This is a genomic window from Flavobacterium sufflavum, assembly GCF_004016525.1.
Lineage (GTDB): Bacteria > Bacteroidota > Bacteroidia > Flavobacteriales > Flavobacteriaceae > Flavobacterium > Flavobacterium sufflavum.
Window position 1 is genome coordinate 1 of record NZ_SACJ01000012.1, and the last position, 18,785, is coordinate 18,785.

Sequence of the window (18,785 nt, forward strand, 5' to 3'; positions counted from 1 at the left end):
AATAATATTTTTTCCGCTCTGATTGCTTACAACTTTGCAGACAAAAAACCGTCTTTGAAAAATAATTTCCTAGACACAAAACAATTAGTACTTTTTCAATAAGTTTATATCGAACTCACGTTAATTAGAATTAGGAGCAGCACGATTGGATTTTCAAGAACGAATCCTCCTGCTGTCCGCTATATCTTTTTATTTTGTTCCCTGAACTTGTCGAAGGGAACAAAATAAAAAGGATGCCGCTACCATCAGGGCTAGTAATCACGAGTCATTTTCATAACAACAACCCCACATCATTCAGTCATTGCGAGGAACGAAGCAATCACATTAGCTAGGAAATAATTATTTATAAGATAAATTTTATATATTTGAGTAATTATAAATTAGTTAAAATTGAAACCATCTATACATATTGAGAGATAAACTCAATGACTGAGGGCAAAACTGAGCATATAAAGAACATATGAAGAAGTTGTAATTATATTATGAAAAATCCTAAAAAACAAAATCAGCATAAATTACCACAAGTTTATTTGAGGGAATTTGGTTATGATTTTAAAGGTCAAAAAAAAGTTTCAGTATTAAAGGTTGGAGAGAAATTTACAAGACAAAAAAGTATTGAAAGTTTTTTATCAGAAACTAATGTTTTTAAAATAAAGAGTATAAATCCTGAACTTGAAAACATTTTTGAAGAACTAAATGGATTACTTGAAAATGAATACTTAAATTTCATATCAGACTTAGATAATAATCACAGTTTGTCTGATAAATCATACGCTGTACTTCTACAATTAATCCCAAACTTACTTTGTAGAACTGATGAAATACGTGACTTAATATCTTATTTATTAAATTCAGATGCGAAAATAAATTTTTTAAAAATAATATGTATACATAGAGCTCAAAATATAGAAGATTTAATTGAAAAAGATTTCTATAAAATAATGGTAGTGCAATCCGTTAATGATAATGTGATTAATAGAGCACTAATTTTTCTAATGGAGCATATTTTCAGACGTATTGCACATTATGATATTGTTATTCTACAATCACAGGAAGACAAACCTTGGTTTACGACAGATAACCCAATAATTTTTGAAAATAGAATGGAAAATTTTGAAATTATGCTAAATGAAAGTGAAATTTATTTCCCCTTAAGTCCAAAATATTTAATTTATCTGCATCACAGAGAATCTAAAGACAAAGTAAATGAATTACGACAGCTAGAAAAAAACAAAATTCATCTTGTTAATGACAAACAAAATGTCAATTTACAATATAAGATTATGAAAAATGCAATTGAGTATGTCATAATTGAAGGAGAATTTAAGTATACTATTGGTGAAAATATAGATGATATAAAATAAATACGTTCAATTTGGTTCTCGTTTGTAACGAGAACCTACTTACTTTTAAAAACAAAATAGAGCGTTTGCAACGCGGCTAATTAAAAGAGAATTTTCAACCAAATTTTATCTAAATGAAAAACAAATATTATTTTATCGCTGCAATCCTGATATGTTTCAGTAATATTTCATTTGCACAAACGCAATCAGAAATGAATGTAACAGCAAATGCAAAATATAAAAAAGCTGATGCCGAACTGAATAAGGTTTACAAACAATTGATGGCAATTCTTGATCCAAATGAAAAGCCATTGCTGATTCAAGCTGAAAAAGATTGGGTTAAATATAGAGATTCGCATTGTAAGTTTGATACTTCACAATATGAAGGTGGAAGTATACAACCTTTAATATATTCAACTTGTTTAGAAGAACTAACAAGGAAAAGAATTGCAGAAATTAAAGCAAGTATAAAAGAGAGAAATTTATAATCTCAATCAGTTTCTCGTTTGCAACTCGATTTATTAAGAAAAGTAACTTAACCATATATTATGAAACCAAAATTTAAACTTTTTTGTATTTTAATCATTTCACTATGCTTTTACAATTGTTCAGCTAAACTGGAAAAACCCGAGTTTGTTGATAATGGAAAAACTGTTGACAGCTTAAAAAAAGCATATAATTGCGAAAACATTGATTTTGAGAATTGGGAAGACAAAAAAGTAACCGACTCCTGTTTGACTGTTCGTTTAATAAACAGCTCTAAAGTTCCATCAGCTGAATATTCGAACCCCGACAAAGAAAACTTGCCATTAAAAGAAATTGCTTCAGCAATAAAAAAATCATTAGTAAAACCACAAAACTACAAGTTATTTCATGTGATTTTTATCGAAAAGGTTGGTGATGTAGAAGCTTACTCTCTAGGTGAGGAAATACAAAGTAAAAATTTATAATTCCTCTGGTTCTCGTTTGCAACGAGAACCTACTTACTTTTGAAAACAAAATATAGCATTTGCAACCTATTAAAAAGAGCTCCTTGATGAAATTTTTTCTCCGTTAAGATGACAAGTTTGCGGAAATAGGTTAGGGAACATTTTTACCCATACTTTCAGTCCAGATGGCAAACCAGTCTTCTTTTTCCAATTCGAGTTCTACGGCTTTCATTAAAGACTGGATTCGGGCAATATTTACCGTTCCTGCAATAGGGATAGCTTTTGCAGGATGTTTTAAAATCCAGGAAAGCAGGATTGTATCGGAGCCTAAATGGTATTTGGAAACTAAAGTGGCCAATAATTTTTTCAAACGATGGGTTTGCGGAATGTCTTCCCTAAAGACACATCCCAATGGATTCCACGACATAGGACGTATGTTATGCATTTGCATATAGTCTAAACTTCCGTCCAGCATGGGTTCGAAATTAGTTGCCGAAAACTGAATTTGATTGTAGCTCACTTCTGTTTTTTGGCGAATCAATTCGGTTTGTGATGTTGTAAAGTTAGAAAGTCCAAAGTCAATAATTTTTCCTTCACTTTTCAACTTTGTAACTGCTTCGGCAATTTCGTCAGCTTGCATCAAAGGGCTGGGTCTGTGTAACAGAAAAACATCCAAATAATCGGTTTTTAAATTCTTTAATGATTGCTCGGCAGACTGTACGATATGTGATTTGGAATAATCATAATGCTTGATTTTATTTTGTCTGTTCTTTACAACCATCTGGATGCCACATTTAGAAATCAATTGCAGTTTTTCACGTGGGATTTTACTCGAGGCTAAAGCTTTTCCAAAATCAGCTTCGGTGGTATAATTGCCATAGATATCTGCGTGATCAAAAGTGGAGATTTTATTTTCTAAACAGATTTGAATCATGTTTTCCATTTCTTTCGTTACAAGGTTTTTACCCCAAACACCCCAGTTCATGGTACCGGCAATAATAGGTGATACGATTGTTTTACTCATGGCTATTTATATAGTGTTAAATTTTGTTATTCGTTAAATTCAGAATGTAATATTTAAAGTTCTTTAAAATATAAATACGATTACTATTTGTCCTTAAAATTAAGGGTTTTGTATAAGTTTTAATCATTTTTTTACATCGTTTCTTAAAAAATAATAAATTGCACTTCTCTCTGGTTCTGCTTATTTTTGAAAACAGGAGATAGCGTTTGCTACGCAGCTAATTGAAATCTAAATTCTATGGAAGCAAAATCGATTGATAAAAAGACCTTTCAATTAATTGAAAACGAACAATTGCTAGGAGAATTAGTTTATGCGGATTTATTTTATTCAAAAGCTGAAATTAAACTGCCCAATTCAGAAACATATCAAATCAAGCCTATTGGTATTTTTAGAACAACTACTGTAGTGACAAAAAAAGGAGCAGAAATAGCCAACCTAAAAATGAATTGGCGTGGACAAATGCTAATTGCTTTTCAAGACGGACAGGAATATGTGCTAAAAGGAAAAGGGATGTTTTATAGCAAATATGTCATTGTAAATAAAGAGCAGGAAATACTAATAGAATTCGATCCAAAGTTCAATTGGAAAAAGTTTCGTTATAATTACAATATCACATACAACAAAATACCAGAAGATATTTTATTGATTTTACTGGGTATTTATACTTCAAATTATATCATTAACGCTACATCAGCAACTATGTAGAAACGGTTTTAAAAAAGAATAATGCGAAAATTGATAATTTACATAGCAACAAGTTTAGACGGTTACATTGCAAAACCAAATGACGACCTTAGTTTTTTAAAATTAGTGGAAAAAGAAGGGGAAGACTATGGCTATGCTGAATTTACCGCTACTATTGATACTATAATTCTGGGTAGAAAAACATACGATTGGGTACTCAAAGAGATAGGTTCTTCTCATTATGACAATGGAGACCGGAATGTTTACGTTATCACAAGAACCCAAAAGGCAAGTGTTGGAAAAACAACATTCTATACAGGAGAATTAAACGAATTGGTACAACAATTAAAATCCCAAAACGGAAAAAATATTTATTGTGACGGTGGTGCCGAAATAATAAACGAACTTTTAAAAATGGACTTGATTGACGAGATGATAATTTCTGTTATTCCTGTACTGCTGGGCAACGGAACAAGATTATTCAAAGATGGCAGGCCTGAGCAATTGCTGGAACTACTAAGTACAAAAACATTTGAAACTGGTCTGATTCAAATGCATTTCAAGAGAAAGAAAGAATAAAGAAAAACCCTGAAATTGCTCAAAAAGAGTCAATTTCAGGGTTTGTTTCTTCTGATTTTTATAAAAAATAATTGTTTTATAATTTTCTGGTAGATGTCCAGGTTCCGGTTTCATGTTCTGTATTAACCCAGTTTCCTGAAACAGAATTTCCACTTACAGTACCTGTGATTGTAGCTTCTCCGGGAACTTCAGCTGTAATAATGTTGTTAGTTATTGTACCTACAATAAATGGTAAAACCTGACCATCTTTTGGAAGAACAACTCCTGTAACCTTATTTCCGTAAATAATTAAATTCCAGGTACCACCAATAGTACCACCTTCAGTAAAAGTACCCACATAGCAATAAACCTGAACATCAGACTCTTCTTTTCCAACACTAATTGTAGCATTTGGATGACCACTTATATGGACATTATAAATAGTAGGGCTAGTTCCATTGGCATTCACAGAAAAATCAAAATAATCATTGTTGTGATTAAACGTAATGTCTGTATTTGCACCTTCGGTCACAACATCTGTGGAAGTATAAACATAGGATACACCGTCAATTACCAAAGTTGCCGACAAGGTAGTTCCATTGTTTTTCAAATTGATCGTAACAGTTCCTGTTGATCCTACAAAAACACCTTTGTAAATCCCATAATTTTTGCTGTCGTAGCTAGCTGATGCAGTTGGGCTGTTTGACAAACTGTTGTCATCGTTGTCATCTTTAGAGCAAGAAAGAAGTAATGTACTTACAAGTAAGCTGAGTAATAGTTTTTTCATATTTTTCTCCTTTAATGATTAATAATTCTTACGAAGGTATATTTTTTGGAATAATTTAACAAGAAAAGTCGATGAACTGCAGCAAAATTTTAAAGCTACTGTTTTGTTGGATTTCCTGAAGCTTTTAGAATAGTTAATCAGAGTAAATCATTTTTTGGACAAAGACTGATTTCTAAATATTTGTGTTTTAGTGAAAAAGTGTTTTTAAAGGGGCTTTTTCAATAATTTGCATTTTTATTAGGTTTTTGTTTCGTTATTTTGATTAAATTGCGTCGATTTATGATTTATTTTTTCCAGAGAATAGATTGAGATTTAATATATTTATCAAAAATATAAAAAGGGATGAGCTACTATAAAATAGATAATTTAGAACAATATTTTAAGCATTACAATAAGTCAATTCGTGAACCAAGAAAATTTTGGGGAAAAATAGCCGAAGAAAATTTCACATGGTACCAACCATGGGATAAAGTGGTTGATTTTAACATGGCAGAAGCCAATGTTCAATGGTTTTCGGGTGCTAAAGTAAACATTGCCAAAAACTGTATTGACAGACACCTTAATAAAAGAGGAGATAAGACTGCTATTATTTTTGAACCAAATAATCCGGACGAAGAAGCATTACATATAACATATAATGAATTACACCAAAGAGTGTGTAAGATGGCTAATGTATTGCGTGAGCAAGGAGTTAAAAAAGGTGATCGTGTGTGTATCTATTTGCCAATGATTCCTGAATTGGCTGTATCTATTCTGGCTTGTGCCCGAATTGGAGCTATACACTCAGTAGTTTTTGCCGGATTTTCATCTAAAGCCTTAGCTACCAGAATTGTTGATAGCGAAAGTAAAATGGTGATTACTTCTGATGGAGGTTTCCGTGGAAATAAAACAATTGAACTAAAAGAAATTGTTGATGAAGCATTATTAAACTGTCCATCAGTAAGTACAGTTTTAGTTGCCAAAAGAACTAATACAGCTGTCAATATGAAAGAAGGTAGAGATATCTGGTTGCAACCTTTATTAGATGAAGCTTCTGATAATAGTGTGGCCGAGATAATGGATGCCGAAGACCCTTTGTTTATTCTTTACACTTCGGGTTCTACAGGGAATCCTAAAGGAATGGTGCATACTACAGCGGGTTATATGGTTTTTACAGCCTATACTTTCAAAAATGTTTTCAGCTATGAAGAGAATGATATTTTCTGGTGTACTGCCGATATTGGTTGGATAACAGGTCATTCTTATATTTTATATGGTCCTTTGTTAAATGGGGCTACCACTGTAATATTCGAAGGAATTCCTTCTTATCCTGATCACAGCCGTTTTTGGGAAGTAATTGAAAAACATAGAGTAAGTCAGTTTTATACGGCGCCAACAGCTATTAGAGCCTTGGCAAAAGAAAAATTGGAATATGTTCAAAAATTTCCTTTTAAAAGTTTAAAAGTAATCGGGTCAGTAGGGGAACCAATTAACGAAGAGGCTTGGCACTGGTTTAATGATCACGTGGGAGGTAAAAAATGTCCTCTTGTTGATACCTGGTGGCAAACAGAAACCGGAGGAATTATGATTTCGCCGTTGGCTTTCATCACACCTACAAAACCTACTTATGCTACTTTCCCATTACCTGGAATCCAGGCTGTTTTGATGGATGATAAAAGAAACGAAATCGAAGGCAATCAGGTAGTAGGAAGTTTGTGTATTAAGTTTCCTTGGCCGGGAATGGCAAGAACCATCTGGAACGATCACCAACGTTATGTAGATACTTATTTTTCTCAATATCCTGGAAAATTCTTTACAGGAGACGGTGCCTTACGTGACGAAGTAGGTTATTATAGAATCACAGGTCGTGTGGATGATGTTATCATTGTTTCAGGTCATAATTTAGGTACGGCTCCAATTGAAGATGCTATCAATGAGCATCCTGCAGTTGCGGAGAGTGCTATAGTAGGATTTCCACATGATGTAAAAGGAAATGCTTTGTATGGCTATGTGATATTGAAAGAAACAGGTGAAATTAGAAATAAAGAAAATCTTTTTATCGAAATCAACCAACACATAAGCGATCACGTAGGTCCAATTGCAAAATTAGACAAGATTCAATTTGTTTCGGGATTGCCAAAAACACGTTCCGGAAAAATTATGCGTAGAATTCTTAGAAAAATTGCTTCCGGAGATTTCTCTGATTATGGGGATACGACTACTTTGTTGAATCCGGAGATCATTGAAGAGATTCAAAACGAAAAGAAATAACACAAACTAAATATAAGTAACCAAACTGGAAAAGCTGTTTCATTATGAAGCAGCTTTTTTTGTATCAAAAAAGTTTTTTTTGAAAGAAATAGCCTAAATTAGTAATGCCATGAAAAAAGATAAAGCGATACTAATTGTAGGTGGAGGATTAGCGGGGCTTACCGCTGCTATTCATTTATCTAAAATTGGCTTGAAAGTTATTTTGATTGAAAAGAATGAATTCCCAAAACATAAGGTTTGTGGGGAATACATTTCAAATGAAGTACTATCGTATTTGAATTGGTTAAATGTAGATTGTGAAGATTTAAAACCGACACATTTTACTAGATTTCAATTTTCTTTTCTGGATGGGAAAACATTAGATAATAATTTACCTCTTGGAGGTTTTGGTGTCAGCAGGTATTTATTGGATGATTTTTTATGCAAAAAAGCAATAGAAAATGGATGCGAAATCATTCAGGATTCAGTTGAAAGTATTTCTTTTTCAGAAAATCAATTTACGCTGACTACTGCTGAAAATGCTGTTTTTAAATCTGAAATTCTAATTGGGGCTTTTGGTAAACGCTCTAATATTGATCAAAAGTTAGAAAGAGCTTTTATTCATAAAAAAGCGCCCTGGCTAGCGGTAAAAGCCCATTATTCAGGTGTTTTTCCAAATGATTTAGTGGGGCTTTATCATTTTGAAGGAGGTTATTGCGGGGTTTCTAAGGTAGAGAATGAAAGAATTAATATTTGTTATTTAGCTGATTATAAAACATTCAAACAGTATAAAAATATTGAAGAATATCAAATGAATGTAGTTTCAAAAAATCCTTATTTAAAGTCGATTTTGAATAATTGTGTACAACTATTTGAAAAACCTTTAACGATTAGCCAAATTTCTTTTGATAAAAAAAAAGCAGTAGAAAATCACATCCTGATGATTGGCGATACCGCTGGATTAATCCATCCGTTATGCGGTAATGGAATGGCAATGGCCATCCACAGTGCAAAAATAGTATCGGAATTGATTGGGAACTATTTTAATAACGAAATTAAATCGAGACAGGAATTAGAAACCAAATACCAAAAGGACTGGAATCGTAATTTTAAAAACAGATTAAGAATGGGACGCTTACTGGCTGCTGTTTTACAGAAGCAAAAATTAGCGGCTCTAATTATGCGAATCATAATTAAATTCCCGTTTTTATTAGCTGTAATAATAAGACAGACGCACGGCAAACCCATTTACATCGATCCAAAATGTTAATCAGCACTAAACATAGAACAGAGTTGCCTGAAATCATGGATGATTTTACCCTGGAAGGGGAAATTTTGCGTGATGCTTTGGATAAAATTGCCAAAATAAATCAACTTTTGGGAGGAAACAAGCTAACTTTACTAGGAGTCAAAACCTTGTTAAAAAATGTTGCTGTTGATACTGAAATTACAATTGTAGATGTAGGTTGCGGCAATGGCGATATGTTGAGAACTCTGGCTGATTACGGTTTTAAAAACAATTTTAAATTAAAACTTATTGGTATCGATGCTAATAGTTTTACGATAAATCATGCAGTTAATTTATCAAAAAAATATTCGAATATAAGCTATCGATGTGAGAACATATTTAATGAAGCTTTTACTGAATTAAAATACGATATTATACTGTCAACCTTGGTATTACATCATTTTAAAGAAGATGAAATTATTGAAATATTGACCGTGTTTTATACTAATGCACGCCTTGGAATTGTGATTAATGATTTACAAAGAAGTTTAATTGCTTATCGACTATTTCAGTTGATATGCTTTGTTTTCCAATTGAGTGAAATGACTAAAAAAGACGGATTAATTTCGATTCTAAGAGGTTTCAAAAAAGAGGATTTAATTCGGTTTTCTGAGAAATTAAATTTTAAAAAATATACCATTGAGTGGAAATGGGCTTTTCGTTACCAATGGATTATATCAAAAATATGAGCGTAAGAATACATACAGTTGCAAAACAACTACCTAAATTTTCAAGGACTACTGCTGAAATTATTCCATTTTTGGATATTTGGCTTCAGGGTCAGGAGGAACGTTTTATTCGAAAAGTAAAAAAAATATTTGAAGGGGCAGCGGTAGACAAACGCTATTCTATCATGGATCCAATTGAAGTGTTTACGAATACTTCTTTTGAAGAAAAGAACAACATTTATGTCCGTGAGGTCATTGATTTAGGTGAAAAAGTACTGGAAAAAGCATTGGCAAAATCCAAATGGAAACCGGAAGATTTGGATTATATCATAACCGTGAGCTGTACCGGGATTATGATTCCTTCGCTGGATGCTTATTTGATAAATAAATTGAATTTAAGACAGGATATTATACGACTTCCTGTAACCGAAATGGGCTGTGCAGCAGGAATTTCTGGAATTATTTATGCTAAAAATTTCTTGAAGGCTAATCCAGGGAAACGTGCAGCAGTAATTGCGGTTGAAAGCCCAACGGCGACCTTTCAATTGGATGATTTTTCGATGGCAAATATTATCAGTGCTGCCATATTTGGTGATGGTGCTGCCTGTGTTTTGCTTTCTTCACATGAAGACGATAACGGCCCGGAAATACTTGCCGAAGAAATGTATCATTTTTATGATAATGAGCACATGATGGGATTTAAACTGACTAATTCAGGCTTGCAAATGGTTTTAGATGTGGAAGTTCCTGATACAATTGCCTCTCATTTTCCTGATATTATTCATCCTTTTTTAGCAAAAAACAACTTAAAAATAGCCGATATAGACCATTTGATATTTCATCCCGGAGGAAAAAAAATAGTGCAAACCGTTGAAGATTTATTCTCGAATTTGGGTAAAAATATAGAGGATACAAAAGAAGTCTTGCGTTTATACGGAAATATGTCCAGCGCTACTGTATTGTATGTTTTAGAACGATTTATGGATTCTAATCCACAAAAAGATTCAATAGGACTAATGCTTAGTTTTGGCCCCGGATTTTCGGCTCAACGGGTTTTATTGCGGTTTTAAAATAAAAATAGAACAATGACGAATCAAAATATTTTATCCAAATTACCGTATTCCAAACCCTTTTTATTTGTTGATGAAATCATCCGTATTGATGAGAATGGAGTGGAAGGCAGTTACACTTTTGACGAAAATTTAGATTTTTACAAAGGTCATTTTAAAGACAAGCCTGTTACCCCGGGCGTAATTTTGACCGAAGTGATGGGGCAAATAGGAGTGGTGTGTCTGGGGATATTTTTGTTAAATGATACAATTAAAAAAGATACTGCAATAGCCTTAACATCAACAAATATTGAATTTTTAAAAGTGGTTTTACCTAACGAGAAAGTAACGGTGATTTCGGAAAAAATCTATTTCAGATTTGGAAAACTAAAATGCAAAGTGATGATGAAAAACACAAAAGAAGAAATAGTTTGCAGAGGTGAAATCGCAGGAATGATGATTTAATTAATTGATTATTGCCATTGAAATTGATATTGAATATATGAATAAACGTGTCGTAATAACAGGATTGGGCATTGTAGCTCCAAATGGAGTAGGACTTGATGCATTTACAAACGCCATTAAAAATGGAATTTCGGGTGTTAAAAAAGACGCTGAGTTAGAGCGATTACAGTTTTCCTGTCAAATTTCGGCCAAGCCTGAAGTTTCAACTGAATTAGCATTGCACTATTTTTCAGAATTAGAACTTAGAAATTTTAATTCCTCGGGAATTTTATATGGTGTTATTGCAGGAATGGATGCCTGGAAAGATGCGGGATTATCGATAGAAAACAATGATGAACCGGATTGGGATAGCGGAACTATTTTCGGAACGGGAACATCAGGAATTGATAAATTTCGCGAAAGCATTTATAAAATTGATGAATTACAAACACGCAAATTAGGCAGTACGGCTGTAGCTCAAACTATGAACAGCGGAATTAGCGCTTATCTGGGTGGAAAACTGGGATTAGGAAATCAAGTGACAACTAATTCATCGGCCTGTACCACTGGAACCGAAAGCATTTTGATGGCATACGACCGTATTAAATCAGGGCAGGCTAAAAGGATTCTGGCAGGAAGCACCAGTGATTCAGGGCCTTATATTTGGGCAGGATTTGACGCTATGCGGGTATGTACTTTTAAACACAATGAAACTCCCGAACAGGGTTCCCGACCTATGAGTGCCACTGCATCCGGATTTGTACCCGGAAGTGGAGCAGGAGCCATGGTACTGGAAGATTTAGAAACAGCCCTGGCTCGCGGAGCTAGAATTTATGCCGAAGTTTTAGGAGGAAATGTAAATTCAGGAGGACAACGCGGTGAAGGAAGTATGACCGCACCAAATCCAATTGCAGTAAAAAAATGCATTACGACTGCCATTGCAAATGCAAAAATCAGTGCTGATGATATCGATGCTATAAACGGTCATTTAACAGCTACTTCCAAAGACAGTTTGGAAATACAGAATTGGAGTGAAGCCTTGAATCGAAAAGGGAACAATTTTCCGTATATTAATTCGTTGAAATCTATGGTAGGACATTGTTTATCGGCTGCGGGCAGTGTTGAAAGTGTTGCTACGGTCTTGCAATTGCATCAGGGATTTATTTTCCCGAATACGAATTGTGAAGACTTACATCCGGAAATTAATAGTTTAATTGATGCGTCCAGAATTCCGCAACAATTAATTGAAACAGAATTAAATATTATTGCCAAAGCCAGTTTTGGTTTTGGAGATGTGAATGGATGTGTTATCTTTAAGAAATTTAAAGATTGAAATAAAAGACAAATTATGAATAAACAAGAAATAATTGGGCATTTAAAAGCTATTGTACAACCGTATATTCAGGATCAGACAGCCTTTGAATCATTGACGGAAGACACTGATTTTATCAACGATCTAAAGATAAATTCGGCCAATCTGGTGGATGTGATTCTAGATATTGAAGAAAAATTTGATATTATAATCGATAATCAAGCAATGGAAAAAATGATTAATGTTAAGGCTGCAATAGAAATTATTGAAATGCATTTGGCTGAAAAATAAGTATTGATTAATTTTTAGTCTGTTCGAGGTATATTTTTTATTCTAAAAAACAATATAAAATGACGTTTTATACTTGTATTCTATGTGTAAATTAAATATTGCTATTGTTTTGAGGTTTTAATGTCCTTAACTTCCGCAGTCGAGTGTCAAATGTTTGAAGAATGCGTAAAAAGAAAAGCTGTTTGAGCGTAGCGAGTTCTTTTCTTTTAGCATTCGAAAACTAATTTGACCGACGAGGAAGTGCAAGACTTGATTTTTTTGTTTCTTTTTTGATCAAGCAAAAAAGAAAATTAGTAAACCATAATTTCACATTTAATAAAAACGTCATTGGTTTGGATGGGACTATATCTAAAACAAGAAAAATTTCATTAAAAAAGGTTCTCGTTACAAATTTTCTGAAAAAGCTATTGCGTTTTCTGAAAATTCACTCGAACTGACGAGAAGTTGTAACGTCTTCGTAGCAAATTGAAAAATGATAGGAAACGATATCGTAGATTTGGCTTTAGCCCGAAAAGAAAGCAATTGGAAGCGAAAAGGTTTTTTGGATAAAATATTTAACCATGACGAACAATTGCTTGTCGCCAATACCGAAAACCCTGAAGTTATGGTTTGGAATTTATGGTCCAGAAAAGAAGCTGCTTATAAAGTTTACAATCGGGAAATAGGAATTCGGGGATTTATTCCGATGCAATTAATTTGTTTTTATGAAAATGAAATTAAAGGTACTGTTTCTTGTAATGGTCGTATTTATTATACGGAAACTATTGTTACAAAAGATTTTATCTACACTATCGCAACAGCCAAACCGGATCTTTTCAGTCAAATAAAAAAAATAAATTCAGATTGTAAAATCATTAAAACAAATGGAATTCCTTTTGTAATTGATGCTCAGACGGCTATTTTATCTCCCGTTTCCATTACGCATCATGGCCGATTTTGGGAGGGAATAACATTATAAAAATTCCTCTTATACTTTACTTTAATCCCAATTTAAACTTCAACTTTAAGAATAATAAAGCTATTTTGTATGCTTTTTCAGTGGCTGAATCAGCTGGTGTTTGTTTTATTTTATAATAATCAGTAAGTTCATCTAAAGACAATTCTTTATCATCGGTAATCTCATTCAATTTTCGATGCATAATGTCAATATCTAAAGCTTCGTTACGCAATTTTCCACACTCTAATCTTTCTAAAGTAGCGTTAATCATGGCAACACTTGATTCGATTTGATGCCCTACAAGGATTCCATTCCCCAAATATTCGATAAAAGTTTTTAAAGCCTCAGGTTCTGATAATTTGAGCAATCTGCTTTCGATAATGTATTCATTGGAAAGATGATTGTCATGTAAAAAGCGATATTGCAGCAATATGGTTTCAAAGCTGTCTTTAATCAAAATAGTGTCATTCACTACTGCAAAAGCGCTAATGTAAGTGATGACGTCCTTTTCAAGTGAATCCCCGGTGGCTTCAGTTGATAAAATCACATATCGGTTTGATTTTTTAGCAAATTTAGCCAAGTAATCTTTCCAGAAATCCGGATATTCTTTATTAATATGTTTTAGCCAGTCTAACATAGATTTATGAGAATTGAGTCAGTTGAAACTTATCTTTAATTAATTCTTCCAATTCTTTCATTGGATACAGGGCATTCTTCAATTTTTCCCTGTCATTTTTTGATAGCTCCTCTAAGTTAATATATTGTCCTGAATTTTCATTTTTTAAACCTTCCAAAGTTCTGATTCTGGTTAAAAATAAATAGGCTTCGGCGCAATTCAGATAAATTTCGGAATGCTTTGGATCGGCAATAGCCAATTGTTTAAATCGGGTATAAGTGTTGTTGATTCCTTTGATTTCATGACTCAAGGTAAAGAGTCTGGCGCCATCAATTAAAGGCATCAATGCTCTGGTTTTAATATCAAACTTGTCTTTGTGGATTCCTTCCTCTTCGACTATGAATTTTTTGAAAAAGCTTAAAGGAGAATTTTTTCTCAAGGCGTCATTTCCTAAGAAATCAAAAAACAAATTATTGTTATAGGCATTTTCAGAGATGATATTATTGATAGCGTTTTCAATTTTTAATTCTCCAATAACCAACTCACAATCAAAGAAAATACTACTTAGGTTATCTGAATTTTCTCTTGTAGCATTCATCCAGTTATTGTATTGTTTCAACCAGTCAGTCAGTGATTTACACCACATCATATTGCTACCCATGTGGCCGTTTGGACACAATTCATAACCTATTTTTTCCAGGGTTGCCGTTGTCTTTTTTCCAAGTTTCAAGAAGTAATCTTTTACCTCGATATATTTATCCTGAGCAACATCTTCAAAGACTAAAATGCTGTCCTGATCTGTTAGCAAAAGCTGCTCTTTACGGCCCTGACTACCTATACTCAACCAGGCAAAACGGGCAGGAGGGGAACCTAAATCTAAAATGGATAACTCAACTGCTCGTTTTAAAATTGCAAAATTAATTTCACTCGCAATATTAGTAATATGTGTTAACGGGATGTTTTTTTGAATCGAAGACTGGATTAAATTAGTCAATCGAGCACGAATTTCCTTAAGCTCATTTGAAGACAAGGAACGTTTTACCTCTTTGATTAACACTCCCGGATTACTTGCCTGAGCCGCAATTAAATCGTGTTCAGAAATAACTCCTTTAATAACCGATTTATCAGTTCCGTCAACCGTCACACATAAATGCGTAACATTGTTTTTAAGCATTAGCAATTGGGCTTCGGCCAAAGAAACATTTTCTAAAACAGTAACTACCGGAGAAGACATAATATTGCTTACCGGGATACTTACCGGATAACGACCTGTAGCTATTTTTGAAGCTAAATCAGCATGAGTTACAATTCCGATAGGGCCGTTTTTTTCAAAAATAATAACGTTATTCTTTAACGATTCAGCCATTAATTGGGCAACTTCCTGAGCTGTATTGTCAGAAGTAGCCAATAGTGGAGTAGTATTATACGCTAAAGTCTGGAAAAATTGTACTTCCGATTGTTTTTCGGTATAAAAACCGTCAGAGGCTATATTTCCTTGGGTTGAGCGGTCTTCGGGTAAATTGCTGGCGAAATTTTCCAAAAGAAAGTTCAAAACCTCTGAATTATTTGCCAATAAAGGTTTGAAAACAGCAATAGGAATGGCGTATACTAAACTTTCTTCTCTAGCTTTAGCCGTTGTTTTGTATTTGTTTTTGGCAAAAAACGGGCGTAAGCCAAAAATAGTTCCCTGATGACATTTATTAATGATACTTTCTTCGGCATCAGCAATCACTGAAATATTGATAACACCGGAAGCTACAACATAAAAACTGTCGTGTAAAGCATCATTAATTTTGAATAAAGTTTGCTTTTTTTCTAAATTAATCACACGAATATTGTTAGCAATTTCAGCTAATTGTTCAGATGTTAGCTGATTAAAAGGTGCGTAATTTTTTAAAAAATCTGCAATTTGTCCTGCAATTATATTCATGTGTTTTCAATAAATTAGTGCTGTAAAAATAATAAATAAATGAGTTAAAATTCATTTCATTTTTATCTAAAGTTGTTGTTTAACAAAAATGTTTTTTGTAGTATTTATTATAATTATACTTAAATTAAATAGAACAGTGGAATTTGATTAATATTATATGAAAAGGAGTCTTTTTCTACAAACGAAATATTCTATTTTACATAATATAAATTATAGTTCAAATTGTATAACTCGAAAAATATACTTTTGGTTATTTTCCAATGTCATTTCTTCTTTTTAAGTCAATCTTATAATAAACACAAAAACCGACACAAATCATTGATTTACATCGGTTTTTTAGCTGTTTTTAAAATATTAGTTTAATCAGTAACAAGTATATTTTTTGTTTTTTTATGTTTTACAGAAAGTTTATAAGTTGAATATCCATAATGAGTCACAACGGTCAAACAAATCAATGGCAAAATGAATGAAAAATTTACTTCGGGAATAAATCCTAAAATTTGTACATCTGAAAATCCTGATCCGCCCCAATCCAAAATACTTCCTTGTAGCACAGGCATTAACGCACCACCAACAATAGCCATCACCAATCCGGCAGAACCAATTTTAGCTTCGTCGCCCATGTCTTTCAATGCAATCCCGTAAATGGTTGGAAACATAATCGACATAAAAACAGAAATACTTATCAACGAAATCAATCCAGGCATCCCTTGAAATAAAATTGCGCCCAATGCACATAAAACACCTCCAATACCAAAAAACATCAATATTTTAGAAGGATTAACACTTTTCATCAAAGCGGTCCCAATCCATCTTCCTAATAAAAATAAAATCATGGCTGTGATATTGTAATAAGTCGCCGTTAATTCTAATCCGAATGTTTTATTGATATTATCCACGTATTGAAAAATAAATGTCCAGCACATAATTTGTGCACCAACATAAAAAGCCTGTGCAATAACACCATGTTTGTAATTTTTATTTGCTAATAATTTCTGGAAAGATTCTCCTATAGACATTTTGTCTTCATGAGCTGTTTTTGGCATTTTTGTCAAACAAATAATAACTAAAATAACCAATACAAAAAGCCCCAATCCGATATACGGAATACTGATAATTCCTAAGTCGTTTTCTCTAATACCGGCCAACTCATTTGAAGTTAAGGTTTTAAAAGCTTCCGGTGTATAATCGTCTGATTTTATTTCTTTGATAACTAAAAACTGAGCCATTACTAATCCTGTTATGGCACCAACCGGATTAAACGCCTGGGCTAAATTCAAACGTTGCGTAGCCGTTTCTTTATTCCCCAAAAATAAAATTAACGGATTAGAAGTTGTTTCTAAAAACGCTAATCCACAAGTGATTACCCATAAAGATACCAGAAAGAAATTATAACTTTGATAATGTGCCGCCGGATAAAACAAGAAAGCTCCCGTTGCATACAATAGTAATCCTAATATTATTCCTGATTTATAACTGTATTTTCTAATGAACAAAGCTGCCGGTAATGCCATAAAGAAATAACCAAAATAGAAAGCAAATTGTACCAATGAAGCTTGCATATTAGTGAGTTCAGGCATTACTTTTTTGAAAGTGGAAACCATTGGAGTCGTCAAATCATTGGCAATTCCCCACAATGCAAACAATATGGTGATGATAACAAACTGAAAAACGTATTCTTTACTGATTACGGGTATTTTTTTAGATAAATTCATGATTTTATTGGTTTTTGGTTATTTAATTAAGAACTTAAACGGTTTCATATTGAGACGATTTTTGACTAAAACCACACAAAAATTCGTCGATTTCTGATTGCGAAATGATTGGGTTTGCCCCTTCATTTTGTGCCACAATCGCCCCTATTGCACTGGCAAAATTGATGGCATATTGAGGATCTTCGCCACTAAGAAGCATTGTAATCAAGGAAGCCAAGAAAGAATCGCCTGAGCCTACCGTGTCCACAACATTTACTTTGAATCCACAATTGTGATAAAAAGTATCATTACAATAAAAAACTGCTCCATGAGACCCCAGAGTAACACAAACAATAGCAGTATTGGTTTCCTTGGCAATGAATTTTATATTTTGCTCTAATGACTTTTTATTCGAATGTAAATCTTCGCAAATTTCATTCAATTCATCATCATTGAATTTGATAAAATCGGCAGCATGTAATAATTCTAAAATATTTTTCTTTGTATAATGTGGCGATCTCAAATTCACATCAAATATTTTGTATTTGGCTACTTTCAAAAGTTCGTCCAGTGTATTTCTAGACACCGAATCTCTGGAAGACAAACTGCCATAAACAAAAAAATCAGCTTCTGCGACGATAGTAGTACTTATATTTGAAGGCTCAATTTTATCCCAGGCCGAAGGATAATGAATGTCATAAGAAGCATTTCCTTTTTCATTCAAAATAACATTGACTATTCCCGTTGGATAATTTTCTTTTACCTGAACGGCTGTAGTGTTTATCCCAACATCACTTAAATAATCAATCAATTTTACTCCATTGCTGTCGTTACCAATAGCACTAATCATGGCAACTTCAATACCTAGTGAACTCAATCTTGATGCAACATTTAGCGGCGCTCCTCCAATTTTTTTATGCTCCAGAAAAACATCAAAAAGGATTTCTCCAAAACACACTCCAGTTAGTTTCTTTTTCATTTTTTTATCTTTTTTAGTTAGGT

Annotated in this window: 19 protein-coding genes and 1 pseudogene; 14 read left to right on the forward strand and 6 right to left on the reverse strand. The window is 33.1% G+C overall.

Going from position 1 to position 18,785, the window contains the following annotated elements:
* From EOD40_RS18390 to EOD40_RS15090, 4 genes and pseudogenes are all read left to right on the forward strand, one after another.
* Nucleotides 1–102: pseudogene (locus EOD40_RS18390) on the forward strand (IS982 family transposase); the annotation flags it as partial.
* A 380-nt stretch (nt 103–482) separates the two neighbouring features.
* On the forward strand, nt 483–1,364 hold the full coding sequence (locus tag EOD40_RS15080; protein ID WP_128196936.1) for a DUF4238 domain-containing protein: 882 nt from the start codon (nt 483–485) through the stop codon (nt 1,362–1,364).
* A gap of 113 nt (nt 1,365–1,477) precedes the next feature.
* The gene (locus tag EOD40_RS15085) at nt 1,478–1,831 is read left to right on the forward strand and encodes a lysozyme inhibitor LprI family protein (RefSeq protein ID WP_128196938.1); all 354 of its coding nucleotides are present in this window, start codon (nt 1,478–1,480) and stop codon (nt 1,829–1,831) included.
* Nucleotides 1,832–1,891: 60 nt separating this feature from the next.
* Nucleotides 1,892–2,293, forward strand: coding sequence for a hypothetical protein (locus EOD40_RS15090; protein WP_128196940.1), 402 nt, complete (start codon nt 1,892–1,894; stop codon nt 2,291–2,293).
* A gap of 130 nt (nt 2,294–2,423) precedes the next feature.
* Here EOD40_RS15090 and EOD40_RS15095 read toward each other — a convergent pair whose 3' ends face one another.
* Nucleotides 2,424–3,296 carry an aldo/keto reductase gene (locus EOD40_RS15095; protein WP_128196942.1) on the reverse strand — a complete coding sequence of 291 codons (873 nt, stop codon included), beginning with the start codon at nt 3,294–3,296 and terminating at the stop codon, nt 2,424–2,426.
* A gap of 237 nt (nt 3,297–3,533) precedes the next feature.
* Between EOD40_RS15095 and EOD40_RS15100 the strand changes: the two genes are divergently transcribed.
* Both EOD40_RS15100 and EOD40_RS15105 read left to right on the forward strand, forming a co-directional pair.
* The gene (locus EOD40_RS15100) at nt 3,534–4,001 is read left to right on the forward strand and encodes a hypothetical protein (protein WP_128196944.1); all 468 of its coding nucleotides are present in this window, start codon (nt 3,534–3,536) and stop codon (nt 3,999–4,001) included.
* Nucleotides 4,002–4,022: 21 nt separating this feature from the next.
* On the forward strand, nt 4,023–4,559 hold the full coding sequence (locus EOD40_RS15105; RefSeq protein ID WP_128196945.1) for a dihydrofolate reductase family protein: 537 nt from the start codon (nt 4,023–4,025) through the stop codon (nt 4,557–4,559).
* 76 nt (nt 4,560–4,635) lie between these two features.
* Here EOD40_RS15105 and EOD40_RS15110 read toward each other — a convergent pair whose 3' ends face one another.
* Nucleotides 4,636–5,325 carry a hypothetical protein gene (locus EOD40_RS15110; protein ID WP_128196947.1) on the reverse strand — a complete coding sequence of 230 codons (690 nt, stop codon included), beginning with the start codon at nt 5,323–5,325 and terminating at the stop codon, nt 4,636–4,638.
* A 342-nt stretch (nt 5,326–5,667) separates the two neighbouring features.
* On the opposite strand from EOD40_RS15110, the gene acs reads away from it, so the two are divergent.
* The 8 genes from acs (at nt 5,668) to EOD40_RS15150 (ending at nt 13,564) form a co-directional block, all read left to right on the forward strand.
* Nucleotides 5,668–7,575, forward strand: a complete 1,908-nt coding sequence (gene acs, locus EOD40_RS15115; protein WP_128196948.1) for an acetate--CoA ligase — start codon at nt 5,668–5,670, stop codon at nt 7,573–7,575.
* A gap of 109 nt (nt 7,576–7,684) precedes the next feature.
* The gene (locus EOD40_RS15120; RefSeq protein ID WP_128196950.1) at nt 7,685–8,824 is read left to right on the forward strand and encodes an NAD(P)/FAD-dependent oxidoreductase; all 1,140 of its coding nucleotides are present in this window, start codon (nt 7,685–7,687) and stop codon (nt 8,822–8,824) included.
* Nucleotides 8,818–9,531, forward strand: a complete 714-nt coding sequence (locus EOD40_RS15125) for a methyltransferase domain-containing protein (RefSeq protein ID WP_128196952.1) — start codon at nt 8,818–8,820, stop codon at nt 9,529–9,531. The genes EOD40_RS15120 and EOD40_RS15125 overlap by 7 nt, the downstream gene beginning before the upstream one ends.
* Entirely contained in the window at nt 9,528–10,580 is a 1,053-nt protein-coding gene (locus EOD40_RS15130) for a type III polyketide synthase (protein ID WP_128196953.1), read from the forward strand. Before EOD40_RS15125 ends, EOD40_RS15130 begins: the two co-directional genes overlap by 4 nt.
* A gap of 15 nt (nt 10,581–10,595) precedes the next feature.
* Nucleotides 10,596–11,024 (forward strand): 3-hydroxyacyl-ACP dehydratase FabZ family protein, encoded by a 429-nt coding sequence (locus EOD40_RS15135; RefSeq protein WP_128196955.1) that lies wholly within the window; start codon nt 10,596–10,598, stop codon nt 11,022–11,024.
* A 37-nt stretch (nt 11,025–11,061) separates the two neighbouring features.
* Nucleotides 11,062–12,336, forward strand: a complete 1,275-nt coding sequence (locus tag EOD40_RS15140) for a beta-ketoacyl-[acyl-carrier-protein] synthase family protein (RefSeq protein ID WP_128196957.1) — start codon at nt 11,062–11,064, stop codon at nt 12,334–12,336.
* A 15-nt stretch (nt 12,337–12,351) separates the two neighbouring features.
* Nucleotides 12,352–12,606: an acyl carrier protein gene (locus tag EOD40_RS15145; RefSeq protein WP_128196959.1), complete on the forward strand. Its 255-nt coding sequence runs from the start codon at nt 12,352–12,354 to the stop codon at nt 12,604–12,606.
* 472 nt (nt 12,607–13,078) lie between these two features.
* Nucleotides 13,079–13,564, forward strand: coding sequence for a 4'-phosphopantetheinyl transferase family protein (locus EOD40_RS15150; RefSeq protein ID WP_128196961.1), 486 nt, complete (start codon nt 13,079–13,081; stop codon nt 13,562–13,564).
* Between the two features lie 16 nt (nt 13,565–13,580).
* Here the strand turns inward: EOD40_RS15150 and EOD40_RS15155 are convergent, their stop codons facing one another.
* The 4 genes from EOD40_RS15155 to EOD40_RS15170 form a co-directional block, all read right to left on the reverse strand.
* Entirely contained in the window at nt 13,581–14,180 is a 600-nt protein-coding gene (locus EOD40_RS15155; RefSeq protein WP_128196963.1) for a 3'-5' exonuclease, read from the reverse strand.
* Nucleotides 14,181–14,184: 4 nt separating this feature from the next.
* A complete protein-coding gene (locus EOD40_RS15160) occupies nt 14,185–16,089 on the reverse strand; it encodes a DUF294 nucleotidyltransferase-like domain-containing protein (RefSeq protein ID WP_128196964.1) in 1,905 nt (634 codons plus the stop codon).
* A 359-nt stretch (nt 16,090–16,448) separates the two neighbouring features.
* Entirely contained in the window at nt 16,449–17,804 is a 1,356-nt protein-coding gene (fucP, locus tag EOD40_RS15165) for an L-fucose:H+ symporter permease (protein ID WP_128196966.1), read from the reverse strand.
* 34 nt (nt 17,805–17,838) lie between these two features.
* Nucleotides 17,839–18,762, reverse strand: coding sequence for a carbohydrate kinase family protein (locus EOD40_RS15170; RefSeq protein ID WP_128196968.1), 924 nt, complete (start codon nt 18,760–18,762; stop codon nt 17,839–17,841).
* Nucleotides 18,763–18,785: the final 23 nt, after the last annotated feature.